At 39.1% G+C, this 25,690-nt stretch carries 26 protein-coding genes; 1 reads left to right on the forward strand and 25 read right to left on the reverse strand.

What is annotated here, in order from left to right; genetic code table 11:
- Positions 1-207: 207 nt before the first annotated feature.
- The 19 genes from A3Q33_RS06190 to A3Q33_RS06280 all read right to left on the reverse strand — a co-directional run bounded on the left by A3Q33_RS06190 (position 208) and on the right by A3Q33_RS06280 (position 19,652).
- Complete coding sequence (locus tag A3Q33_RS06190; RefSeq protein WP_081179197.1) at positions 208-4,362, reverse strand: LamG domain-containing protein; 4,155 nt, start codon at positions 4,360-4,362, stop codon at positions 208-210.
- A gap of 277 nt (positions 4,363-4,639) precedes the next feature.
- Positions 4,640-5,182, reverse strand: coding sequence for a PEP-CTERM sorting domain-containing protein (locus A3Q33_RS06195; protein WP_081179198.1), 543 nt, complete (start codon positions 5,180-5,182; stop codon positions 4,640-4,642).
- 224 nt (positions 5,183-5,406) lie between these two features.
- Entirely contained in the window at positions 5,407-5,883 is a 477-nt protein-coding gene (locus tag A3Q33_RS06200) for a PilX N-terminal domain-containing pilus assembly protein (protein ID WP_081179199.1), read from the reverse strand.
- Entirely contained in the window at positions 5,873-6,694 is an 822-nt protein-coding gene (locus A3Q33_RS06205; protein ID WP_081179200.1) for a PilW family protein, read from the reverse strand. The genes A3Q33_RS06200 and A3Q33_RS06205 overlap by 11 nt, the downstream gene beginning before the upstream one ends.
- Entirely contained in the window at positions 6,694-7,305 is a 612-nt protein-coding gene (locus tag A3Q33_RS06210; protein ID WP_081179201.1) for a type IV pilus modification PilV family protein, read from the reverse strand. Before A3Q33_RS06210 ends, A3Q33_RS06205 begins: the two co-directional genes overlap by 1 nt.
- Positions 7,295-7,789 carry a prepilin-type N-terminal cleavage/methylation domain-containing protein gene (locus A3Q33_RS06215; protein ID WP_081179202.1) on the reverse strand — a complete coding sequence of 165 codons (495 nt, stop codon included), beginning with the start codon at positions 7,787-7,789 and terminating at the stop codon, positions 7,295-7,297. Before A3Q33_RS06215 ends, A3Q33_RS06210 begins: the two co-directional genes overlap by 11 nt.
- A 25-nt stretch (positions 7,790-7,814) precedes the next feature.
- Complete coding sequence (locus A3Q33_RS20940) at positions 7,815-8,312, reverse strand: prepilin-type N-terminal cleavage/methylation domain-containing protein (protein WP_081179203.1); 498 nt, start codon at positions 8,310-8,312, stop codon at positions 7,815-7,817.
- A gap of 262 nt (positions 8,313-8,574) precedes the next feature.
- Positions 8,575-9,081 (reverse strand): type II secretion system protein, encoded by a 507-nt coding sequence (locus tag A3Q33_RS20945; protein ID WP_081179204.1) that lies wholly within the window; start codon positions 9,079-9,081, stop codon positions 8,575-8,577.
- A 24-nt stretch (positions 9,082-9,105) separates the two neighbouring features.
- The gene (locus A3Q33_RS20950) at positions 9,106-9,723 is read right to left on the reverse strand and encodes a type II secretion system protein (RefSeq protein WP_081179205.1); all 618 of its coding nucleotides are present in this window, start codon (positions 9,721-9,723) and stop codon (positions 9,106-9,108) included.
- Positions 9,724-9,845: 122 nt separating this feature from the next.
- A complete protein-coding gene (locus A3Q33_RS06235; RefSeq protein ID WP_081179206.1) occupies positions 9,846-10,352 on the reverse strand; it encodes a hypothetical protein in 507 nt (168 codons plus the stop codon).
- A 28-nt stretch (positions 10,353-10,380) separates the two neighbouring features.
- Entirely contained in the window at positions 10,381-11,619 is a 1,239-nt protein-coding gene (locus A3Q33_RS06240; protein WP_081179207.1) for a type II secretion system F family protein, read from the reverse strand.
- An 11-nt stretch (positions 11,620-11,630) separates the two neighbouring features.
- A complete protein-coding gene (locus tag A3Q33_RS06245) occupies positions 11,631-13,346 on the reverse strand; it encodes a GspE/PulE family protein (protein ID WP_081179208.1) in 1,716 nt (571 codons plus the stop codon).
- A gap of 1 nt (position 13,347) precedes the next feature.
- Entirely contained in the window at positions 13,348-14,517 is a 1,170-nt protein-coding gene (locus A3Q33_RS06250) for a tetratricopeptide repeat protein (RefSeq protein ID WP_081179209.1), read from the reverse strand.
- A complete protein-coding gene (locus tag A3Q33_RS06255; RefSeq protein WP_081179210.1) occupies positions 14,514-15,422 on the reverse strand; it encodes an ExeA family protein in 909 nt (302 codons plus the stop codon). Before A3Q33_RS06255 ends, A3Q33_RS06250 begins: the two co-directional genes overlap by 4 nt.
- A gap of 11 nt (positions 15,423-15,433) precedes the next feature.
- Positions 15,434-17,143, reverse strand: coding sequence for a pilus (MSHA type) biogenesis protein MshL (gene mshL, locus A3Q33_RS06260; RefSeq protein ID WP_231295789.1), 1,710 nt, complete (start codon positions 17,141-17,143; stop codon positions 15,434-15,436).
- Positions 17,140-17,457 (reverse strand): hypothetical protein, encoded by a 318-nt coding sequence (locus A3Q33_RS06265; protein ID WP_081179211.1) that lies wholly within the window; start codon positions 17,455-17,457, stop codon positions 17,140-17,142. The genes mshL and A3Q33_RS06265 overlap by 4 nt, the downstream gene beginning before the upstream one ends.
- Positions 17,450-18,151, reverse strand: coding sequence for a type II secretion system protein M (locus tag A3Q33_RS06270; RefSeq protein WP_081179212.1), 702 nt, complete (start codon positions 18,149-18,151; stop codon positions 17,450-17,452). The genes A3Q33_RS06265 and A3Q33_RS06270 overlap by 8 nt, the downstream gene beginning before the upstream one ends.
- A gap of 3 nt (positions 18,152-18,154) precedes the next feature.
- Positions 18,155-18,751, reverse strand: coding sequence for a PilN domain-containing protein (locus tag A3Q33_RS06275; RefSeq protein WP_081179213.1), 597 nt, complete (start codon positions 18,749-18,751; stop codon positions 18,155-18,157).
- Between the two features lies 1 nt (position 18,752).
- Positions 18,753-19,652 (reverse strand): hypothetical protein, encoded by a 900-nt coding sequence (locus tag A3Q33_RS06280; protein WP_081179214.1) that lies wholly within the window; start codon positions 19,650-19,652, stop codon positions 18,753-18,755.
- 106 nt (positions 19,653-19,758) lie between these two features.
- Here A3Q33_RS06280 and A3Q33_RS06285 point away from each other — a divergent pair, with 106 nt between their 5' ends.
- Positions 19,759-20,703, forward strand: a complete 945-nt coding sequence (locus A3Q33_RS06285; protein ID WP_081179215.1) for a 1-aminocyclopropane-1-carboxylate deaminase/D-cysteine desulfhydrase — start codon at positions 19,759-19,761, stop codon at positions 20,701-20,703.
- Here A3Q33_RS06285 and A3Q33_RS06290 read toward each other — a convergent pair.
- From A3Q33_RS06290 to rlmB, 6 genes are all read right to left on the reverse strand, one after another.
- Entirely contained in the window at positions 20,657-22,507 is a 1,851-nt protein-coding gene (locus A3Q33_RS06290; protein WP_081179216.1) for an EAL domain-containing protein, read from the reverse strand. The two genes, A3Q33_RS06285 and A3Q33_RS06290, sit on opposite strands and share 47 nt — an antisense overlap.
- Before the next feature lie 319 nt (positions 22,508-22,826).
- Complete coding sequence (gene rplI, locus A3Q33_RS06295; protein WP_081150055.1) at positions 22,827-23,279, reverse strand: 50S ribosomal protein L9; 453 nt, start codon at positions 23,277-23,279, stop codon at positions 22,827-22,829.
- A gap of 21 nt (positions 23,280-23,300) precedes the next feature.
- Positions 23,301-23,528 carry a 30S ribosomal protein S18 gene (gene rpsR, locus A3Q33_RS06300; protein ID WP_077283912.1) on the reverse strand — a complete coding sequence of 76 codons (228 nt, stop codon included), beginning with the start codon at positions 23,526-23,528 and terminating at the stop codon, positions 23,301-23,303.
- 65 nt (positions 23,529-23,593) lie between these two features.
- Positions 23,594-23,908, reverse strand: coding sequence for a primosomal replication protein N (gene priB / locus A3Q33_RS06305; RefSeq protein ID WP_081150057.1), 315 nt, complete (start codon positions 23,906-23,908; stop codon positions 23,594-23,596).
- Between the two features lie 23 nt (positions 23,909-23,931).
- Positions 23,932-24,378, reverse strand: coding sequence for a 30S ribosomal protein S6 (gene rpsF / locus A3Q33_RS06310; protein ID WP_081150059.1), 447 nt, complete (start codon positions 24,376-24,378; stop codon positions 23,932-23,934).
- A 353-nt stretch (positions 24,379-24,731) separates the two neighbouring features.
- The gene (gene rlmB, locus A3Q33_RS06315; protein ID WP_081179217.1) at positions 24,732-25,490 is read right to left on the reverse strand and encodes a 23S rRNA (guanosine(2251)-2'-O)-methyltransferase RlmB; all 759 of its coding nucleotides are present in this window, start codon (positions 25,488-25,490) and stop codon (positions 24,732-24,734) included.
- Positions 25,491-25,690: the final 200 nt, after the last annotated feature.

Genomic DNA, 25,690 nt, shown 5'->3' on the forward strand with positions numbered 1-25,690 from the left:
TTATTGTGCTGAATTTACAAGCCTGTATTTACTTGCAAAAGGTATTTTATACTATTAACACGCTATCATACCGCAGACGATAGTACTTGTGTTATTTCAATGACAAAAATATCATGAAATATTAAGATATTTTTGCATTCATTAAGCTAAGTTGCGGTTAAATAGCATAAATGCGTGTAGTTTACTGAATACTACTAACATTAAGGCTTAATTCACCACTTCACGCCATGAAATAATTCGATCGTTACCGCGATAGAAACCAAAACTTAATACCGCGCTTGGGTTGTCATCGTAAAAATTACCGTCATTATCGCTGTCTACCCCATCCCACTTAAATTTTAACCAGCTTGGCACTTCATATTCCCATTCAAGCATGCCACGTTTCCCTGGGCTACTGAATGATAACCCTGCTTGAATACCACGGTCAAAAACACCTGAAACGCTCGCTGCGGTATCACTAACTTGTATTGCATCTGTATCAATGTCGATTAAACGATAATCCCAAAGGTTCATATTACCTGAATATTTCGCGCCGGCTTTTTTATCGCCAATAAGTGTTGATAAGCAAGATTCATCGGTATGCAATTTAAACGTTGAATCGTCATAAATTTGGACATTTAACGGCGCGCGTAACTTGGCATTTTCAGAGCCATAAGCATTTTCTAACACCATACGAGCAAAGCGAATTTCTACACCATCGGTTATCAGTTTCTCTGTCGCATCAGTATTACTGCTGAGTAACACACCATCACTATCTTCAATTCGACTCGTCACAAAAGCTATTTGAGCATTAAAAGGCGGTAATAAACTTGAAGCATTTTTGTTATAACTAAAATGATCATCATTAGATAAAGTATAAAGCCATTCGCCAGCGATTAAATTCCCGCTAACATCAATACTAGCGCTCAAACTGCCTGCTTCCATCACCGCAGAAATAGCAACGGGGTTGCCGCTAGCACTGCCTACTTTTTGTTGGCTATCGTCGTTCGTTGGTAAGTTAATATCAACCCCACTAAAGAGTAGCTTCATAAAACCTTCTGAATCGCCCAAGGTGTAGTTTTTGGTAAGGCCGTCATTGGCATTATATGCCGTTATCGTTATTTTAGGCTCAAGACTATAGCTAATAGCGCCCTTACCGTTAGTGGTTTGCTGGCCGGTATAGGCCCAATCAGAAATAGAACATATACCTGTTGCACTATGGTACGCGTCAAGCTTTCCTTTATGCTCTGTTTTAACCGTTTGCTTAAAGTAAGCAGGCGTAAATCGCCCAATAGTCAGATCATTAGCGGTAATTAAGCCGTCAACATTACCTAAACCACCATAATTAATATCTTGTATATCAACATTAATTACGCCAACTTCATTATATTGCGCGCCACTAAATGCTGATTTACCTTTCTCGCCATCACTAAAACTCGTTAATATGGCGCTTTGAAAACTTGCATTCGTTGTCGCCGCGCGATTTTGTCCTAGCGCGTAGGTAAATTGCCCGTCAATTGCGCCATTAAGTACTGGCGCAACGCGTAATATTTTTAGCTGTAGTTCGCCATCGGCTTGACGGTAATTTTGTGTTAGATTTCCTGCGGCATTAAGCGCACTCAAGGTAAAGCCGAAATTATCCCCAGCTTTATGGATTATTGTACTCGAAGCGCTACTACCATTTATTGCACCTAGCGCGTTTGTTGCTGAAATCGCAAAACTATGCGGTTTCACCCAAAAATCATTCGAACTACCTTCCAGCGAAATATTAGCGTTTGAGTAATGGGCATGCAGTCGAATTTCGCCAACGTCCAAGTAGCTAGGGATTGGTATAACAGCAATGCTGTCGTTGCCAAAGTTCAAGGTAACATTATCAGTAAATAGTGGCTGTTTGGCGATACTAACTCCATTGGTTTGAAATGCTAACCCGGCGTTAAAGCTGCTATCAGGCGTGACATTTAGTTGAGCAAGACTAACGTCAACATTACCGGCGAAAATCCCTTCGCAAGCACCATTATTGTTTTTTACTGCTTGTATCTTTAACGTCTCACTAAAAATAGCGCCAGCGGTTTGGTGTCCAATAACTTCGCTATTAGTGTCACCGTATAAGAACCTGAAACCTGCATCAGTAAAGGTAATGTCGCAACTTGTTCCAAAACCTGAACATTCCACAGCGTTGCTAGCGGCAATGCTTGCGCCATCAATAGATAACACCAGCGTTTCTGCCGTTGTATGACTTAAATTAATCTGGGTACTGCCGTTAAATGTCGGCGAGGCTTTAATCTCTTTGCCCGTAACTGAGCTCGTAATATTAAGATTTAAGCTAACTGATTCAGTGCTTTCGGTTGTGCAGTCACTATTACTACATGCTTTTATAGTTATTGGCTCGGCGGCACAGGTTAAACCATTACCGTCATGTACTATTTCATAATGATGTATAACGGGCTCAGCACAAGCGTGTCGCTCATTATAAACCTGATTAACTTCAGTGGCATTAAGTGCGCCCGTATATATCTTTACCTCATCAATAAAGCCGTGAAAGTAACGAGAGTCTGAACCGTGCTCTTGATTTTGATCTTGACCAATATTTAACGGAGCATCATTTAAGGTTAACTGTTCGCTAAAAGTACCTGAGCCTCTTTCAACACCATTAACATAAATGACTTGTTGACCACTTTTGTAGGTTATTGCTATGTGATACCAACTATTAAGGGTAATACCAGCTCCTGTAGTCGTAAGCTCATTGGTTTCCCACCACCAGTTAATTTCACCTGTAGGTTTCAAATGAAACTCATAATTCTCATCTTTTGAAACTATGGTATGAAAATTTTCGCTAGCGCTTGGTAATGATTTAGGGTTTATCCAAGCTGTAATGGTCAATTCTCTTGGTATGTCTAATGCTGTGTTGTCTGCAATACTGACATAATCGTCAATACCGTCGAAAACACCAAAACCACAGGTACCAGGATTGCCCGTTAGGGCGGGCGAGTTTAATGCAGTGTTAGCACCATTAAACGCTTGTCCATTCAAGTTCGCATTACTCTCTATAACCTCACCTGCTACGCTGCTCCACGAGCTTTCATCTAGTGAATATTGTGCAATTAATTCTATACAATTAGGACTGGCCCTCACGCCACCATCATAGTTTGCACCACCATTTTGGTTGTTATAAATTGTGCTGATTTCACTCGCTTTTAACGCGCCATTAAAAACAATAAATTCATCTAAAGGAGCCCGAAAACCTTGCGGGTCATTGGTACTTATTTCATCAAAAGATGTACCAATATACTTAAGTGTGCCGGCAGGAATTAGATTAATCGCTTCTATAAATGTGCCATCTATATATAAATTGGATTGCCCATTTTTATACACTAGCGCCATATGATGCCAACCATCACTTAAGGTATTAAACTGATACGTACCGTAAATAGTTTGTTGCGGATTTGAGCTATAAATCGCCCACTTCCAATCATTTAATCGATCGATAACGAGTAAATCGCTGCCATTTACCATAGCCCCAAGCACAAAATATCGACTGCCTGTAATATCAGTAGGTTTTTTAAACCAAGTTGAAACACTGTATCGACTGGGTAGCGGGATATTAGTTTGCATATGGTGAACTGCATTGTTAATTGCCAATGCATTTTCTATTTGTGCATCGTCTGACGTATTCACGCCGTTATGACTGGTGCCCGAGTAGTTACCAAACTGGTCAATAACTTCGTTGCCTGAGCCAAGGTATTTACACTCGTCAAATTGAAAGTTTGCTATAGCAACGGCGGGATCTGGTACTTTAATCGTTAAACTGACATAGTCACTGTATATAATATCGTCTTTATTTTGCCCAGATTTTTTATCTTGAGCGACCATATATAACACCATGGCATTTTGGTTGCTACCACCAAAGAAGTCAGTAATATTACTTGTTGCCTGACCTAAGAGCGTGACCTCATTACTTGTCGAGGAACCTTCTTGAACCAAGACATAAGATGCTGTTCGAAAGTTCCATATATAAAAGTTAACGCCATCGCGACGGCCATTATTACTATTGATGCCATATCCGTTCCACAAAATATTAAATTGTGTAATATCTGCTTCATCTTCATCTATATTAATTACATATTGCGTGACAGGATAACTTCCATTTGTCGTTGCAATACTTTGCTGATACGTTTGGTCGTCAACTTTTAAACTGGCGTACTCAGATGCTGAGACAGCAGAGCCTACAGCGCTTAAGGTAGTAGGGACCTGTGTACTTGACTGCCCTTTATATGCAAAGATATCTGTACTCGGCGTGCGGGTATTGAAGTCATATAAAATATCTTCAAACGCACTGGCAGTAAATGGCAGTAAACAAACAACAAACAATAAAAGATACTTCATCGGTACAACCCTTAAACATCCAAAGTAACTGAGTTTTACAGCTAAACTACATCCGCGCTTTGACCATCATGAAGGCCTACGGGATGGAAATTATAAATTTATACCAATTTGATTAATTAACTTGGTATTAGTAGCAAGAAAGGTAATGAAATCAACACAAGGTTTACTGGGTACAAGATTATTATTCAGCTACCATAATTTATTAAAGGTACCGCTATGTGGTTTAATAAGCAATAAAAAACCCGCATATAGCGGGTTTGGTAAACGGTGGTTTAAATTATTTTGCGTTACGCTTACGCAGTGCAAAACCTACAAGGCCAGCCGCGAAAATGAATAATGTGGTTGGTTCAGGAACTTGGGCAGTTTCAGGTAATGACGCACGAACATAGAATGTTTCGTAATTTTCAACTAACGATTCTTTAGCGGACTTTACGCCCGACTTTGAACCGCTCTCAAAATCACTTATATCAACATGTACAAAATCCGAGTTCCAATAAGCAACTGACTGAACAATCTCGCCGTTGCGCTGAAAGTCAGCCAAGGTTAATTGTAAGAATAATTCTTTAAGTTCGCTACCCTCAATGAACATCCAACCAGCATGAAAGCTAGGGTCTTCAAAAACATTAGTAACATACTCATTATGAGTAGGGTCTGTACCTTTATAAATCGAGGTATTAACTGGCGACGCCCATGTCCAATCATAACCTTGGTATGTTATGTAGGTATCTTTAGTCAGATCAGTGGTAATTAAACCCGCAAATGCAGAGTTACTAATTACCAACAACAATGGCAATAGTAGTTTCAATGTAAACTTAATCATTATAAACCTCAATTAATGAAAAACAGCAGCAATACAGTTAATCTATATTAACTTATAACTCACTTAAAGCAAATATCAAGCCAAGAAGTAAAAAACATTACAAATCAATGTCATTAGAGTTTAGTGAAATTTAAGGTTACTAAAAGTGTAAAATAATCAAACACTTTTACGACGAAAAATAACAATCAATACAACGGGAAATTTTAGGCTTATATTTTTAACTATTATAAACTACGCGCCTCAACAGCAACGGTTCTCGACGTCAACTCACCATCTATGGTGCATTCAGCACTACTCTCGATGGTATAATATCGAACACTATTGAGTGTAAAGTCATCACAACTGACATTAACTTTACACTGTGCTAAACCTTTCGATGCGCTAAAACTAGGCGTAATACTATTAATGTCTGCTTGGCTTTTGCACGCTATAGCCGCACTACTTAGTGGAAAAATCTGGGCTAATTGCCATTGCAAACCACTTTGTGCGGCGGTGTAAGCGCGGGTGCCTAATACTTCGTAAGCAACACCTTCTTGGCTTGAATCGAGCATATTAATTAACGCAGCACCTAGCGCAGATAAAACAATAATAATAAAAATAGCAATGACTAGAGCACTACCTGATTGTGCTTTGCAAGCTAACGGTTGACGATTAGATAATGGCAAACTTTTAACTAATATAGGTTTTTGTTTAAGGGACATTAGGCACCTGTATTTCGTTGTTAAATACAATTTCTTCTAGGTTACGCACAAACTTCAATCGAATTAATGCTAAGCCATTTCTTTGTAAAGTTGCCGGAAAGGTTTGAAATGGTAATACGGTGCCAGAGGCCGAAATATTAGCAATATCTTCAGCCATTAGTACTTTTGTGGCTGTAGAGTCAGGCATGCCATTACTATTATAACTGCCAAAATTGTAGCCTTGATAGCGATATACTGCATTACTCTCGACACAATAACTAACAGGTGAACCAATAAAATATAAGCGTTGTGTAGGGGATTCGGCATTAAACAATATATTGCTAGCAAAATTAATCGTAGATGGCGTAGATTTTACGCCAGAATTGGTGACAGAAGAAAAGTTTTCTACGACGCCTGATGCCGTACTATAAATATCATCACTATTTAAGGCATAAACTGCCGCATATTGTGTAGTGGACAATAGGGGTTTTTCTAACATGAGCACTTCAACGCTATTAGTTGCCGCTTCAGGCGCGACAGGAATATCAAGATAAATAACACTTTTATCTACTGGAACAAACTCTAAGCATTCATTATTTGCGCCAATCGTTCGAATGCTGTTAGGTAGTGCATTTCTGACTTCACGATTAAGCCTTTCTATAACAAATCTTGCACTGGAAATTAGCGCTTCACGATCGGAGGCATCGGTATAACTTTTGGTACCAAAACGTAAAAAAGAGGTAATACTGGTTGCTAGCACGCCGAGTATGACAATAACAGTCACTAACTCTACCAGCGTAAAGCCTTGCTGATTTTTAGTTAATTTTACCATTAAAAATTCACTCGATAAACTGAGAAAGTAAAGTCAAAATCTTGCGGCGTAGTAACAGTTACGGTAATAAGTTTGGCTGTCACATTATTATCTGCACCATCACTGTCACCATCGTAATCACTGTCATTAATAACTTGTACATTAACTTTATAACCTAAATAGTAATCTGCAACTGACTCAGCACTGCCTAGTGAGCCGGCAATGGCATTTAGACCGTGATAGTCATCAACATCATCAAAAGTTTGTCGGGTTTCACCGCTTTCAGGACCAAGGTTCGCACTGGCAGTACAAGTTTCACCGTCTGCTGCTTTAATTTCACCGTCATTATTTTTATCTTCACCACAGCGATAATACCCTCCTGACATTTCTGAGTTTTCGTCGAAGGCTTTACCTAGTATTTCATTGATCATTGACTGGCCAAGCTCTGCCGCTTTAATTTGATGCACTTGTTCAGCACTTTGGTTAGCTAAAGGGTAAATTAAGGTAGTAAATATTGAAAACGCGATTGAAAGAACAACAATACCTACAATAGTTTCAATTAATGTAAACCCATGCTGCGATATGTTGTTCAGTTTGCTGATGCTGCTAAAGTTGTGGGGCTTAAATGGCATGGATATACCCCTCAGCTTCTATTTTTACGCTGATACTTTGTTCACCAATAATTGTAATAGTACAAGGAGAACATGACGGGCGCCCCATATTATCGAATGAGAAACTATTGCCAGTAAAATTAGTGGAAAAGGTAATGTTGTCATTGCTATCTACTTGCAATTTTGTCGCACTGTCTTGCCATGCTGCAGAAAAACTAGGTGTTGTAGCGCAATTATCAGGTTCACCAAGTCTTGTTGCTGTGACTAAAACGGTATGACAGTAACTGCTATTGGTTTGTTGCATAGCCTTGGTTTGAATTAAGCGCAGTTTGGCGATGATATCGCTACGATAAGCATATTCTGAAAAGCCTTTTGAGGTAAGAAGTTTAGGTACAACGTTAACCGATAGAATACCTAAGATTAGGATGACAATAATCAGTTCAATAAGTGTAAAACCTTGCTCAAAGGTTGAAGCACTAACTTTAGGTATACTTAAATTTTTCAAATGTCTCCCACCTTCACCACTTCAATTATAAGCATTTGTTCATAACTATTTTTGGTAAACTTCCGGCGCTAACTGGCTTAGCATAATAAACGATACACGGGTCCGTTTTTTGTGTTGGGGCTGGTGTTACATCATTGCGATAGATTGCCACAACCCTACTGCCTGATGTTCCACCAAGTGCTCGATAACTAAAGATATTTGCATCAACTTCTATTAGTCTTCGCCATTCCCCTACATTAGCTTCAGGGTAACCAAAAGCAATAGCAAGCTCTCCATTACCACTAGTACCACCACCATCACCAATACTTACCGTGCCGCTTGATTCCTTGTGGTTACCTTTTACTAATGATTTCGTATGTATTAATGCTGATGCACCTTGCATTGTTGCTTTTAGAGCTTGCAATGTCGCCGTTTGCGCATCGGCCTTTAAGTTAATAAATTTAGGTGCAGCTGTAGCTGCCAAAATACCGAGAATGATAATGACAACAATCAACTCAATTAAAGTAAAACCTCTGGAATTCATACTTAATACCTAACCACTATTTTTTATTAAATAATGTAAAACGTAAAAATTAATCTATAGCGCACAATCTAAATTTCGCTTGATAGCTTAGTCTAAATACAGATGAAAATATAACATCATTTCAGGTTATTATATTTATAAAGTGTAAATCCAAAGTCGCAATTCAACTAAAAAATCAATTAAATGACTAAATTTAGAAATAAAGTTAAGTTAAAAAAAAGGAGAGCTAAGCTCTCCTGACTTTAAACTTTTTTCGATGTTTTTAACATCCGCTAGTAACTATCGTAGATTTGGCAGCAGTTACGACTGATGATGCAAACGTTGCATCGGAATAAGTCACTGTACAATTAGCTGTATCCGACGCTTGTCCATGTGTAAACACAGCCGTGGCATAAGTAATAGCTGAACCATTATCTAATTCAATAAGTTTATCAATTCCCCAGCCATTACCGGTAGTACCGGCAGGCGTACCTGCTCCAGCAGCTGCCGGATAACCATATTTAACGGCATAATATTCGCCATTAACTAGCACCTCTCCGGTTGCACCGGTTTGATTGCTAACAAGTGCCTTTGCGTGCACTAAATTAATCGCACTATTAACACTGCCTTGTACACCTTGCATTACCGACGTTTTAGCATCGCCCGTTAAATCAATAAATTTAGGTGCAGCTGTCGCTGCTAAAATACCTAAAATTACAATCACGACCACTAATTCAATTAGGGTAAAGCCTTTTTGTGCATTAAAACTATTACTTGTTAACTTCTTCATAACATAAACCTTTATTGTTAATAATTAATTATTGTTGATATAAACAATCACTGAACTGTTCGCTGGTTGATAAGTAAAGCTGTTACCTGTGCTTGTTGCTGTGCCTGGATCAGCAAAGCCATTATTACTATCTTTATTTAATGTGTCTTTTAAATAATAGTGACACAAGGTACTAGCACCACTGCCAGATTTAGCGGCTAAATAATCCATAGAACTATCACTATTTAACGTGGCAATAGCATCAGTTAGACGTGGTGGCTGTTGAAAAATATTCTGCCAGATGTCCACACAATTTGCAGAAGTAAAATCAGTGTCTAACGTCGCTCCAGTAGCACCACCAGCGACAGATGAAACAACATAACCTGGACGGATACCTGTGCCTTCTGTTGTTAAAATTAAATCTGAGCCATCATAATCAACGATATTTTGACCATTGGTATCTTTTGGACGAGCTTCAGCTTCCCATTGAGAACGAGCCAGAGAAACAGCGGTAGCGAATCCGCCTGCCATGCCTTCAATATTGGCTTGTTTGGCTTGATCAGTTAAATCGAGGAATTTAGGTATTGCGGTAACCGCCAAAAACCCTAAGATCACAACCACTATAACTAATTCTATTAGGGTAAAACCTGACTGTTTATTCATAACAACCTCTTAACGATTATATTAATTTGATTCTAACAACGAAATACCAACAAAGTCACTTACTTAGTGATATTTTACCTAAATACTTACAAAAGAACGTAAATTCACAATATTAATAGCATTTAATATGCCAATTTAACCTCGCTCACTTTGCCATTATGGCGATGATAAGTGAAATATTCACCGCTTGATAAGCTGTATTGGCAATACGGCACCACTTGGTTTTCATATTCAACCAACACCGCACCTACGGGCTCCTTCATATACAATAATGGGGCTTCCATGACATATTGCCAGATAATTTGGCATGACAATGATGTATTAGTTGTATCTACCCAACCTGATTTATTAACCTGCACTTTCACCATGTGACTGCCATCAGGCTGTACTTGACTACTTTCAACGCTAACCGAGCGCGGTTTTGAGTCCATAAACCATTGAGCACGAATGCCTGTAACTCGGGCGGAAAAAACTTGTGCTATTGATTCAAAACCTGCCCGGGTTATTTGTCCTTGTTGTTTAAAGAAATAGAAAATAAAACTCGCCATTAACAACGCTACTAGCACAATAACAACAATAACCTCTGTAAGTGACTTTTCACTTTTTTCAGAAACTTGCAATGCTGTCATAGCTTTATCATCCTATAAATCAACATTTTTACTTACCTTGAAATGCTGACATCATATCCCACATCGGGCTGAAAATACCTAGCGCCAACACAAGTACCATTGCTGCCACAATGGCGATCATAATAGGTTCTATACGTGCTGTTAGCGTACTAAGTTCGTAATCGACTTCGCGCTCATAGTAATCACCCACTTCTGCTAGCAATTCATCAACACGTCCGGTTTCTTCACCAACAGCAATCATTTGCAGCACTAAAGGCGTGAACAACTTACTGGAAACCGATGAACGCAATAAACTTTCGCCACTTTCAATACTGCTGCGCATAGCCATAATTTTATCTCGCATATAAGTATTATCGACCGCATCTGCTACGAGTGTTAATCCCGTGGTCATTGGCACACCTGCACGTAATATAATAGAGAAACTGTGAGCAAAGCGCGACAATATTGAACGCTCAATAACCCCACCAACAACCGGTAGTTTTAATTTACGTTTATCCCATAAATACATTCCAGCGGGTGTGCTTAAATAATGGCGTAATGAAAAATAGCCGACAATGCTGGCTATTAGCATGTGGGGCCAATAGTTAAGAAAAAAGTTTGAACTGCTTATTAGCATTTTTGTTGACCAAGGAAGATCTGCGCCGAGCTTGCTAAACATATTAGCAAACGTAGGAATAACAAAAATGTTCAAAATAACTAAAGCAGCGATTAAGGCAATTAACACAAAACTAGGGTAACGCAAGGCTGTTTTAATGCGCTTGCGTGTTTCTTGCTCGCGCTCGAAATAGCCAGCAAGTTTTAAAAATGCGTCGTCGAGATTACCGGTATTTTCGCCGACATGTACCAGTGAGACAAATAAGGGTGTGAATATTTTCGGATGCTTGTGCAAAGTAGTCGACAGTGGAAAACCGCCTTCTAATTGTGCTGAAATATCAGTTAACGCCGATTTTAATTTTATAGAGGTACTTGATTCTGCCATACCTTTAATGGCTCTTAAAATGGGTACGCCTGATTTTACTAAAGCATACATTTGTCGACAAAAAACGATCAAGTCATCAAGGGTCACTTGATTTAGACCTAAAAGCTCACTGATATCGACATTTTTAGCGCCAACTTTTTCATTCTCTTTCTTTGCACTTTCAATTGATATTGGAATAATGCGCTCGCGGGATAATTGCTTTGCAACCATGGTAGAATCCGCTGCTTCAATAGCCCCCTTTACTTGGCTACCGCTGGCATCTCGCCCAATATAATTAAATGCTGGCATAATATTATTACTTATCCTGTGACGTCAATGGTTTCAACTAAACGTAATACTTCTTCAACACTGGTTACCCCTAGCTTAGCATAATCAAAAGCGGCCAATGCTAAAGGTCTAAATTCAGGATGTTGTTTAGCTGCTAGCGTGAAGGCTTCAGTATCATCTCGCTTTAAAGCTGCCATCATAGGTTCATTCATTTCTAATAATTCGAAAACACCAATGCGGCCTTTGTAACCACTATATTGGCATGTTTGACAACCTCGTCCATGACTGAACTCAATTTCTTTAACGTTTTCATCTACAAGGTGCGAAAGCCACATCAACTCTTGCTCATCTGGATGATAAACCTGTCGACAGCTATCACACACTTTACGTACTAAGCGCTGAGCAATAATTGCTCGCAATGAGCTACCCACTAAGAAGCCGGCCGCGCCCATATCTAAAAGACGCAAAGCACTGGTAATAGCATCATTGGTATGCAGTGTTGATAACACTAAGTGACCCGTTAATGCGCCTCGTAAACCTATTTCAACGGTTTCTTGGTCACGCATCTCCCCGACCATAAGAATGTCGGGATCTTGTCGTAATGCTGTTCGTAATACACTAGAGAACGTGAGGTTAATTTTACTATTAATTTGTACCTGATTAACCCGCGGTAAACGATATTCTACCGGGTCTTCTACTGTGATAATTTTCTTACTGGCTTTATTGAGTTCACTTAATGCCGCGTATAAAGTGGTCGTTTTACCACTACCAGTAGGGCCGGTCACCAGCACCATGCCATGTGGGCGTGAAATTTGATGACGAATGCGTTTTACAAAGTGTTCTGGCATACCCGTTTCGTCTAACGACAGTAATCCCGCTGATTGGTCGAGTAAACGCATAACCACAGATTCGCCGTATTGCACAGGCATTGTAGACATACGAACATCAATATTGTGGCTATTAATTTTTAAATTAAAGCGCCCATCTTGTGGCAAACGCTTTTCAGATATATCTAAACCAGCCATCAGCTTTAAGCGCAATACCATCGCGGAGGCTATTTTATTTTCTTTTAAAATATTTTCTTGTAACACGCCATCGATACGTTGACGAATACGTAATGCGTTTTCATCGGGTTCAATATGCACATCTGATGCGCGCATTTGTACGGCATCTTCAAATACTGATTGTAGTAATTTACCAACCGTCGCGTCTCCGCCTTCTTCAAGGAAGTTATTTGATAAGTCGAAGTCGCTACTTTGATCGTATTCTTCTTCTAATTGGCTAGCAAAAGACTCAATGTCGGCGGTACGTCGGTATAAACCGTCAAAGGCATTAAAGAGCTGAGACTCCATAACAACGGCGAGTTGCAAACGTTTGGGTGCTAGCATTTGCTCAAGTTGATCAAGTGCACTTAAATCCGCCGGGTCGCTCATCCCAATGAGTACTGAATCTCCTTGGTCTTCAATAATAATAGCGCGCAAACGGCGGGCATGAACTTCTGGCAATAACAAAGCGACTTCAGATGAAATTCTACGCTGACTAATATCTAAAAATGGTACATCTAACTGCTGGGCGAAAAATGCTAATAACTGTCGTTCACTAATATGCCCCAGCTCAATTAAGGTGTCACCAAGCTTTCTACCACTAGTTTTTTGGCTGTTTAAAGCCTGCATGAGTTGTTCATTGGTAATAATGTGTTCGTGAACAAGTAAATCGCCCAAACGCATTTTTAATTTAGGTGCTGCCATATTATTCTCCTAACTCTATCAAGCGCTGCCGAGCAAATTGCATCGCACTAGTTGATAAATTATTGCGTGCTATTGATTGCTGGTATGCATCTCTTGCGGGCACAAACTTGCCAAGGCTATCTAATGAAACCGCGATACCTAACCACCATCGTCCCACAGTAGGCTCAAGTCCTATTAATTTTCGATAAGCCGTAACTGCACTTTCATGCTCATTTAATTCTGCCGATACATTCGCTAATAAAGTTTGTATTTCGGTGCTATTACTACCATTGACTGGATTTAATATATTGAATGCTTGCCTTGCTTTTCCTTGTTCGTAGTAAATTCTAGCACTCATTAATCGCATTTCTTCTGCTTCAGGTGCTAAGGCAATACCTTGAGATAATAAGTTAACCGCTTCTTGATAATATTTTTTACCGTACCACAATGCAGCAAGCTGTTTACGCGCTGTTTCGTGCGCGGGCATCACGAGGAGTATTTCCTCGAATAACGATTCAGCTTTGGCAATATCATGACGTTCCATTGCTTGCTCGGCTTGAATAATTTTATTTGCCGCCAATTCCTGTGGAGATAACTGTGTGCGAGAAATGGTTAAACTTGATTTAACTGGCACAGTTTCAGTAACTGTTTCAGGCTTAACTGCAGTCTTTGCTGCTTGAACCGGCGCAATGATCACAGTTGTGTCGTCTGTTTCTGCGATTTTTTTCGTTAGCGCTATTTGTTCAGACGTCTCATTTAGATCACCCTCTTGGATATTGTTATTGTTATCGCTTTCGTTCACAGTTGCTAATGAAGACTGTGGCATATTGGCTATCTCATCACGTTCTTCAAGCACATTCTTTATTGGTTTAGCAGTAACTGGAAGCGGTAATACTTGTGTCGGTGATAGATTCGAGCTTGATACTGTATTTTGCTTGGTATCTGAGCTGAATTGATCGTTTTTCAGCGTCATTGCTTCTTGATGTGCTTGTGCTTTGAGTTGCTGATTTTCGCTATAAAGTTGCCAACCAAATATGCCAACAATATTGACAATAATGATGGTCGCGACAATAAAAAGTATTAATTTAGTGGTTGAGGTTTTTGCTGGTAAATGTACAGAAACATTCGACGCGCCTTGTTGATCGTGCTGGCGCTTGTCTAAATCTTTTAACATTTGGTTAATTACACTCATACTAACGTCCCAACAATATCCCATGAAAAGTACAAGCCAGCCAATATTGTAACCAGTAACAAGCTAATTAAATAAAATTTTAACGACGTTTTTTGTTGCGCACCTTCGGTGTCTACAATGGCAGCGGCTAAATATTTATGAGTTAATTGATAACTGCCTTGACCATAACCAAGCATCAGTATTTTATGACAAATAATATTCACTAGTCTTGGAATGCCACCACTTACTTTAGCTACTCGGTTTGCCAATGAGCGACTAAATAAATTAGGTCCTTTATGACCCGCAATTTGTAGACGATGTTGAATATAATAGTCAACTTCACGTGCGTTCATAGCGCGTAATTTATAAGAAAATGTAATACGTTGTTTTAACTGTCTAAATGCATTTTCTGCTAGTCTTTCATCTAGCTCTGGCTGAGCAAATAAAACCACCTGTAATAATTTTCGTGTTTCTGTTTCAAGGTTTGTAAATAACCTTAATGCCTCTAGACTTTCCGACGGTAATGCTTGTGCTTCATCAAGAATTAGCACCACCGAATGACCTCGAATGTGAAGCTCCAGCAATCGTTGCTGAATTCGCTGCGTTAAAAGCTCTGCCGAGACAGTTTGCGATTGCTTTACGCCTAATTCTACTGCAACTGCACGTCGCAACTCATCTGGCTTTAAATAAGGGTTGGGAATATAGGCGGTGACAAAATGTTGAGGAATTTCATTTAGCAATTTACGGCACATTAAAGTTTTACCCGTGCCGACTTCCCCAACCACTTTAATAAAACCTTCACCCGTTTGTAATGCGGTTAGAAGTACTGCTAGAGCCTCGTTATGAGACTCTAATCCCAAATAAAAATTGGTGTTTGGTGTCAAGGTAAATGGGAGTTCCTTTAAACCAAAGTGTTGCAAGTACATAAGGTTACAACTTAGTATGTCGTTGTGTTTGCATCTGCATCTTCAGGAAACCATTGTTTAAGTAAAGCACGAGCGTCTTGCAGTTGATTCTTCCAAGTGTCATGTCCGATAACAATAGGTTTTAGCAAGATAATTAACTCTTTCTTTTGCACAGACTCGCTTTTGCTTTTAAATAATGCGCCCATAATTGGGATATCACCAAAGAAAGGTGTTTTAGATTCCTTGTCAACTTTGCGTGTTTCAATTAGGCCACCAATGACAACAATTTCACCTGATTTAGCTCGAATAATAGTATCAGATTCACGAACGCTGCTTTGGGCCAAGGGTAATACAATATCTTGGTCGCTTAAGCGAATAGTTTTAGTTTGCTCGGCGGTAATGGTCACCGACGGGTGAATATGTAGAATAACTTCGCCATCAGCATCAATTTGAGGTGTTACGTCAAGGGCTATACCCGAGAAGAAAGGTGTTAGATCTATTTCAGGTGTAGTCGTTGTTGAAGTACCTGTGGTCGTTGTACTAGAGACATCAGTAACAAAGTATTCATCTTCACCGACTTTTATAATCGCTTTTTGATTGTTTGTCGCGGTAATTCTTGGACTAGAAAGTACCTGCACATTACCTTGAGTAGATAATAAATCAATTACACCACTAAAGTCTTTATTGAGAAAACTTAAACTGGTTACACCACCAATAGCAGAAGAAATTGCATTACCTGCAATGTTGCCAGTCGTTGAGAAACCAATATTTGTGCTTTCAACATGCCCTAATACTTGGTCCCACTTAACCCCTTGTTGGTAATCATCATTTAAGGTGACTTCCATTATTTTTGCTTCAATAATAACTTGGCGACGCAAGTGCTCTTCAGTACTTTCAATAAAGCGTTTTACGGCCGCTATTTCAGCAGGTAATGCTTTAATAGTGACTAGTCCCGCCTGTGGCGACACAATGACAGAACGACCAGCTTCATCACCCACTAAGGCATTTAAAGTCTCTTTAAGCTCGGTCCAAAAATCAGATTCATTTTCAGTATAAATATTTACACCGCTACTACTTTGATTTCCATTCCCGTTTTGATTGTTATTATTACCGCCGCTATTGCCGCCATTATTATTGTTATTATTCCCGCCGTTACCGCTTGAATTGCTACTGTTAGGATCGTTTTCAGAAACGCCACCAGAGTTAATGCTCGTGCTAGAAATACCACGACGCTTAACATACAAATAATCTAACGGGATAGTTTCTGTGCGAATACCTGACGGATATACCTGAATTACTCGCCCTTCACGGCGAATATCGTAACCATAGATTGATTCAACCACGTCGAGTGCTTCATCTAAGGTGACGTTTTTTAAATTCAACGTGATGTTACCGCTAACCTCAGGGTGTACCGCAATACTATAAGATGAGTCATCAACAATAGCGGCAAAAAACTGCTCTGCAGCAACACCGCTGGCAGCAATTTCTAAACGCTTTTCCGCCAATAAACCATGACGTGCTTGCTGAATTTCTTTTTGCATAAGCTCTTGGCGAACAGCATTAGGCAAAGCCTGTAGCGGTTTAGGTGCTGTAGGCTGATTAGATTGCGCGATCGCTTTATCTAATGCTTGAGTAACATCTGTTGGAGGTTTGGGGGCAGATTGGCAACCCACAAGTGCGATTACCGCTGAACAGCATAATAGTTTCATTTGGTGCTTTTTAATTTTAATTTTTTTATTCATTTTGAGTTCGCTATTACACCGGAAAATAATAATAATTCCATTCTACCTTGTGGTGAATCTAATACCACCCCATTTGCATTGATTGCAATCAAATCGAAACCTTTATACTTATCGCCAACATTAAGAACTTGACCATTAATGATCGCTTTTTTCTTATTATTACCCTGGATAATTGATTGCAAAACTAACGCCGCTCTCTTTTCGCTGCTATTAGCTGATGCAACCACGCCAAATGGCCGGGTAGGGTCTACTTGTTGACCTTTTGCACATTGCGACATAAATATCACAGATATAACGAAGATAATTTTATACACCAATAAACTCCTTGGACGTACTTAAGCTATAAATTTCAATTTCTAACTCGCTGACAGGATATGCTTTTAATTGATAATCAAATTCTTGCCAGAAAAACTTCCAAGACAAACTCTCTAACTGAGTTAAATAGTCTTTTAGCTCAAAATATTTCCCTTGTAGCTTTATTTTGATGCCATGTCGGTATAATTGTAATTGCGTTGGTTGCGACTGCGAAGCATCTGCTTTAACCGTTGTTATTTTTTCCGCTTTATCTGCTTCAGCTTTATGCTCAGTAACTGGATTTGCTGGCAGCACTTCAAATGAAAGTAACTTAACACCTTTTTGTAATTTTAATAACTTGATCAAGGCAAAGCGCATTTGAATGGGGTCAATTAAATCTGAGGTTAACGCGAGTAACTTTTCGTCAATACTACCGAGCTTTGCTTGATATTGTGATAACTCTTTTTTTAACGCTGTATTTGGGTCTTCGCGTAACGCTTGCTCTAATATTTGAATCGAATTTTGCATATTTGCATTACTTTGCTGAGTTTGCAAAACTTGCTGATTCAACTTATCGATACGCTGAATCGATTCATCCATAAAGACACTGTATAAAATAAAAACGATAGCAACCATGCCTGACGCGATAATTAAATATTGCTCACGCGGTGTCGTACTCTTAAATTTTTCACTATAAGCTAACCACTGAGACATACGCTACTCTCCTTTACTTTGTGCAGAGCTAACAACGAACTCAGTTAATTTTTGTTCATTTTCAATTAAAGAAAAATTAATAAATCGCTTACCAGAAAGAAATGTCGATGATTCAAAACCAGATAACCAATTAGGTACGGCATCGGGTGTACGTGCAATTCCCGAGAAAGTCATATTGCCATTACCAATATTAACTCTTTGTAAACTTATGTTTTTATTATGCAACGCAGCTAATTCAGCCATTGCGCTTGAAAAGCCCGCACTGTAAGTTTTAGTTGGATCCGTTAATTGTTTATGTAAATGTTCTTTATTGGCAATCACGAGTTTGATTGTGCTTAATTGCGTCAGTAATGCTGTGTCTTGACGATTTTTACTAATGGCTAATTCTAAGTTTGTTAACTGTGATGTTTGGCTAATATTTTGCGCGTTTATGACTTTAAATTCTGCTGCTAAATTATTAACTTGCCACTGGGTAATAAAAATTAACACCAGCATAACGACCAGAGTAATTATCCATAATGTCACCACACGATTAAGTGTCCAGAGCGCTTTTGCAGGTAGCAAGTCTGCCTGTAGTAAGTTGATTGAATATTTAGCCACGTTAGTTTGGCTCCATAAAATTTAACTGTGTTGCACCAACGGCTACCGCATTATTGCGGAGGCTTTCTAGCTCAACTGGCATAACGAACAGCTTCACTTCTACATTGGTATTCTCTGCCAATTTACGGGCTAAAAACGCTTCTTTGTCTATCGGCAGCAAAACCTCAATAGCTTTGATTGGTGCTTGTTTTAATTGTCGTTCGAAATAATCGGTAGAACGCTGAATCTCTAGACTTAAAGCGTCAACAACGCCCATAGTTAATTCATCTTCGCTTTTAGTCGCAATTTGGGCGAAACCACGCAAACGTCGACTAAAGAATAGTTGCCCATTTTTAACAATTAAAATGTTTATTTCTTCATTGGGCTGTTGGCAAACAAGCAATACTGCATCTTGTTGTACTGGTAATAAACTGGCAAATGCAAACTCTTCAGTCGTAATGCTGTCAATCTGTAGTTGTTCGTCGGTAAATGCGGTAACCAGCTCAATTAAGTCATTTTTAGCGACACATACTACATTAATTTTTTCATGTCCCCCGGCTAAGGTTGGGCCATCAAAATAATCCAAGACCATATTTTCGGGTGCAATACTGACAAGATCTTTGATCTGCCATTTCAAAGCAGCGTTCATTTCATCAACCGGTACATTAGGTTTATCTACTTGGACAATTTGCGAATGAGCATTCGCTAAAACCAAATGACACTGTCCTGAAAACGACTGAGCACTAACTAAGTGCTTAAGCGCCTTTGCAATTGAATTTCCTTTGTTTTCAACAACGTCACTTTTATTTTTATTAGTTTTTTTAACAAAATAACTAATAGACTGCTGTCGTAAAGACACGCCAATTAAGTCAGCTGACTTTACTTTTGAGAAAACATTTTTGATACGTGTAATAATTGTCATTAAGCGATATTATTATTCTATTATCTTTAACCGTAAAGTCATTATCGCTGATTCTATTTTCGGCGCAAGTGTTTTAATTACTTCATTATTTTGAGTTACAAAACTTATGTCTCCTTTATCAGTTTTACAACCCATAGCTCATCCTGTTTTTACTCAGCATAAAATATCCGTACAAGTTAAGCGCGACGATCTCATTCATCATGTTATTTCTGGCAATAAATGGCGCAAGCTGAAATACAACTTAGCGCATGCTAAAAATATTGGTGCTGCAGGTGTTATTACTTTTGGCGGCTGTTTTTCTAATCACATTCATGCTTGTGCATTCGCCTGCCACCAACAAAAACTGCCTGTTATTGGCATTATTCGAGGCGAAGAGAATAATCAAAATAACTACACATTAGCGTGGGCTAAACATTGGGAGATGAAGCTAACTTTTGTTGACCGAAAAACTTATCGTATGCGCAATGATGAACATTATTTACAGCAATTACAGCTAAAATACCCTGACTACATCATAATTCCTGAAGGTGGCAGCAATGGACTGGCGTTAACTGGTGTCGCTGAAGTGATTGATGAACTCAACCAACAATGCGAATTTGATACCCTAATAACACCTGTAGGCAGTGGCGGTACTTTGGCAGGCCTAATTCTAGGTGATAAGTCGCAGCATAACTTACTCGGAATAGCAGTACTAAAACAACAAGGCTATCTTGAAAATGAAGTAACCGCCTTGCTACCCTTAAGCAGTAAACATGACAAAAACTGGCGAATAGCGCATGAATTTCACTGTGGTGGATACGCTAAATTTAGTCCGCAAGACGCAGAAAAAATACGTAATTTTAGTAAGGTAGTTGGTATTGATTTTGAGCCAGTCTATTCAGGGAAAATGATTTTAGCATTACTCGATCTGATCGAATCAGGTTATTTCCCTGCACATCATCGTATTGTGCTTTTACATACAGGTGGTCTGCAAGGTTTAGCGGGTATGTTTGAGCGCGGCTTACTTAGTCAAGATGAATGGCCTTCGCTACCTGGGCCATCGGCTCCGTAAAAAAGTGCCCTTGCCCGCCTTTTACGCCCAGCTGTAGTAACGTGCGCCACTCCGCTTGTTTTTCCACGCCTAAGGCATACACCGGAATGTTTTTTGCAGCCGCTAGGGTTTTCAAGCTTTGAATAAATACTTGATTCTCTGTTTTTTTATCAATGTCTATCACGATACTACGGTGTAATTTCATCGCATATATTGGGTAAATATTAATATAATGGGCGCTAACGACATATTGCCCCACTTTGTCAGCAATAATTTTTACACCTGCATTGTTTAAAGCCGCTAAAGCTGGCTGTAATTGAGTCAAATTATTTACTAATTGATATTCGCTAACCTCAATCATGATCTTCTCTTTCACTGCAGGGAAACGGTGCGTTATTGATAAAAATTTATCCGTAAATCCTTCTGAAAGCAGCGAATCAATCGAAATATTAATACTACAATGGTCTTGTTGCTCTTGCTCATAAGCTAACACGCGACAAACTTGCTCAAGTATCAGTAAATCTATTTGTACTGTTAGTCCACATTTTTTAGCCATAGGAAAGAAAATCCGAGCACTGATCATAACGCCATTTTTATCCCTTACTTTTGACAGCACTTCGTGATGTAAAACCTTAGCACTGTCACTCGCAATTACCGGCTGGAAAAAAATAACAAAACCATTTCCCTTAATCGCTCCATTAAGAAAGGTTCGCCATTTTAAAGAGCCTTTAGCTTTGACTTCCTCTAACTCGCCAACTTCAAACATAAACCATTGCGAAGGCCCCTGCAGTTGTGCTGTGCGTAAGGCCATGTCGGCTTCCGACATTACTTGATAAGGTACTTGATCATAACCAAAATAGCTCACTCCGATATGAACAAACTCTTCTTGATTAATCCCTACGGGCATTACTACAGTTTGTAAGTTTGTTACTAAACGGTCAGCTAATTTTTCCACTTCTTGCATAAAAGCATTTGGAAGTAATATCGATAATTCATATTCACTTTGTCGTGCAATAAAATAGCTTGGTTGGTTTTGTAATCTTTGCTTAGTGACCTGGATAAGGGATAATAAAAGGGACAATGCTTGTTGATAACCATATAAGTTTTGTACCAATTCTAATTCTTTAAATTGAATTAAAAGCACGGCACCTTGAACATCGTCCTCTTTAAGAAACGCTTGTAACCTATTATCGAAAAATGCTCGGTTACCAATTCGGGTTTCTTGATCGAGTAAAGCACTAGATCTAATACTTTGATCCCAAGCTGTATCGCTAGCCACGTTATCTCTTATTTGTTGCTGCAATTGATGAATGGCTAACGTAATAACGCTGGTTTCTTGAGACGAGTCGTCAATATTAATTTCATTCGCAAAGCCCTGAATCACACTAAGGTTCGCCCAATTTTCCAATTGTTGTAGAGGTTTAAGACTTATTGCCAGCTGCTGTTGTAATATTTTGCGTAGCACGAAGCCAGTAACAACTAATGCCAATGTAAAATAAAGTAACAATGGTGAAGTAAAAACAAGATAAACAGGTTGTTGAAAACTTAAATACCATCGACTGTCAGAAATGGCTAACAGTCTTGAGCCGCTCTCTTTTTCTAAAACCAATCGACCAAGATGAGTGTTCGACAATACAGTGGTACTGGCGTACTGATTAAGTTGTTGTTCATTAAGGCTTAATGATTCTATCGCATGGTGCTGACTGTTCTGTGCTTGGTAAGCGGCTACCACCGAAAATAGACAAACTAATATATAAACTACTGTCATCATGATAAACAGTGTTTTTATCTTAATTCGTTCTAATAGCTTAACCTTCGACAACATGAGCACTCCATAGCTATGGAAATCGTTTTTAAGAGCAAGATAACAGCGCTGTGATGAGCTACTGAGAATAAAGATCTGATTAAGCCTATTGTAGTTGATAAATACATTAATATTTTTTTAATTACAGTTACTAGCAATTGAACTTAACTTTTAATTTGAATGATAAAGTAAACGCTGAAAAATGGCAGACAAACAATGCTTAGTAATTGAATAATAAAAACCTTGAATTATAGATTAAGAAAACCCCTTATTATGAGCATAAAAAAACCCTGAATTCATGACGAATTCAGGGTTTTTATTATACGATTACTAGCAGCAATTAAGCTTGAGCAATAACAACAACTTTAATTGTTGCATCTACATCGTTGTGCACGTGAATTACGATATCGAATTCACCTGTTTCACGGATGCTACCTAGTGGTAAGCGTACTTCAGCTTTAACAACTTCAACACCAGCTTCAGTGATTGCATCAGCAATATCACGCGTACCAATTGAACCGAATAATTTACCTTCGTCACCGGCTTTAGAAGCGATAGTGATTTCAGCTAATTCAGTTAATTTAGCAGCACGTGCTTCAGAAGCACTAAGTTGCTCAGCTAATTTTTTCTCTAAGTCAGCGCGACGAGCTTCAAAGTGCTCAACGTTTGCTTTAGAGGCAAAAACAGCTTTGCCTTTAGGTAGTAAAAAGTTACGAGCGTAACCAGATTTAACAGTTACCTTGTCACCAAGGCCGCCTAATTTGGCGATTTTATCAAGAAGTATTACTTCCATTTTCAAAACCCCTTATTTAGGTTACTTATGTAAATCAGTATATGGTAATAATGCTAAGTAACGAGCACGCTTGATCGCACGACCAAGTTGACGTTGATATTTAGCACTTGTACCAGTAATACGGCTAGGAACAATTTTACCACTTTCAGTGATATAGTTTTTTAGTACAGCTGTATCTTTATAATCGATTGCAGCAGCACCTTCCGCTGAAAAGCGGCAGAACTTGCGACGTCTAAAAAAACGAGACATGGATTTCTCCTAATATGGCTTACTGTATTAAGGTGAAAATCACCGTTAAATATGTATAGCCTAAATTAAATCATTTCAATTTGTTGGGCATGTAATACTAAAAGCGGATTACCGTTTCTAGATTCATGACGGTTTATAAAACCAGTCACTTTAACATTACAGCCTTCAATTAAATCACGAGTTAAGTGTTGTGACACTTTGCCGGTTGCAACAACTTGTATTCGAACAAACGCTTGTCTGTTCATGCCTGCTTCATTTTGAATAGACTTGTGGTCCATTGAAAACTGACAGTGCTGAATACCCGCTGGGCTAGTTGACGTTTTAGGTGGCTTTACCACATGTCCGGTCAATACTAAGCAATTCTCTTGGCTATTATTCATAGTAAGAGCAGGTCACAGGTTACTTATTCTTCGCTCGCAGCTTCTTCTGCTTTTGGTGCTTCGGCAGCTGGTGCTTCAACATCTGATGCTTCAGTAGCTGGTGCGTCAGTAACCTCTTTCTTCACTTCGCGACGTTCATCACGACGGTCTTCTTTAGCAACAGCCATAGCTGAAGCTTCAGTAACCGCGTCTTTAGTACGCATGATCATGTTACGTATAACAACATCGTTATAACGGAAAGAAGTTTCTAATTCATCAATAGCTGCTTGAGGCGCTTCAATGTTAATTAAAACATAGTGTGCTTTGTGCAATTTATTGATTGGGTAAGCTAATTGGCGACGGCCCCAGTCTTCTAGACGGTGGATTTTGCCTTCAGCATTAGTGACGATGTCACTGTAACGCTGAATCATAGCTGGTACTTGTTCACTCTGGTCAGGGTGAACCATAAATACGATTTCGTAATGACGCATTACGAGCTCCTTACGGTTGTAGCCTCATTATCTGGCTCAGCCACACCAGTTGAGGCAAGGAACAAAAGTTCAGGCTGAATTAAGGACGCGTATTGTAGGGAAAATAAGCAAAAAAGGCAAGCGGATGCTTCATATAGTTTAGTTATTAAATTTTAAACTTAATATTCATTCACTTGGCGGAGTTTTATCTAATGTTCTGGTTGGCTAAAACTAATTGAATTGGTTTTTAAAAAGCAGGTTAAGCAGAAACTAATAAGTAGAATTAAGCGCTGAGCTGGTAAAAGCCAGGCTTATAAAAATTTCAGCTGAATGCATCGATATTCAATAAATTCAGCTGACTATTTATGTTTTTTTTACACGGCTAATCGTTGACGCACGATCTCAAACAAACAAATACCGGTTGCAACCGATACATTTAAGCTTGAAACACTGCCAGCCATCGGTAATTTAACCAATTGATCGCAGTTTTCGCGGGTTAAACGACGCATGCCTTTCCCTTCAGCCCCCATCACTAACGCCATTGGGCCGGCTAATTTCACGTCGTAAAGGCAAGTATCTGTTTCCCCTGCCGTGCCAATAATCCACACGCCCATTTGTTGTAGGGCTTTCATGGTTCGAGATAAATTGGTCACTTGCACTAATGGCACACTCTCGGCAGCGCCAACAGCCACTTTTCGAACCGTTGCAGTTAAGCGCGCAGCGTTATCTTTAGGTACTATAATCGCTTGCACACCTGCGGCATCGGCATTTCGTAAACATGCGCCTAGATTGTGCGGGTCAGTAACACCATCTAATATTAATAAAAATGGCGCTTGTTCTTTACGCTCTGCTTCTGCAAGAATGTCTTCTAAATCGGCTTCAGTGAATACTTTACCAGGCTTTACACGTGCCACAACACCTTGATGTTGCTCGCCTTCAGTTTTATCATCTAGCACTTTACGACTCGCCATTTGTGCAGGAATGCCGTATTGTTGCGCTAAGTTAGTAATTGGCATTAAACGGTCATCTTCACGTCCTTTAAGCAACCATAACTCGATAAATCTTTCAGGAGCATGTTCAATGAGGGCTTTTACTGCGTGGATGCCGAATACTAATTCTTCTTGCTTTGCCATAAACTTATTTCTTTCTCTGTTAATTACTTTATACCAATTTGACCATTCATTAATCAAATTAATATTACATGTCTTTGTCACTATACAAGTGACAACATAAGACCGGATTTTCGCATCAAGTTGACGGCATAAATGCCGACCTACAAGTGATTACCTTGCCTTTAAAAGGACTAATCTAAATGGTACGCGTTATTAGATTG

Source organism: Colwellia sp. PAMC 21821, from assembly GCF_002077175.1.
Classification (GTDB): domain Bacteria; phylum Pseudomonadota; class Gammaproteobacteria; order Enterobacterales; family Alteromonadaceae; genus Cognaticolwellia.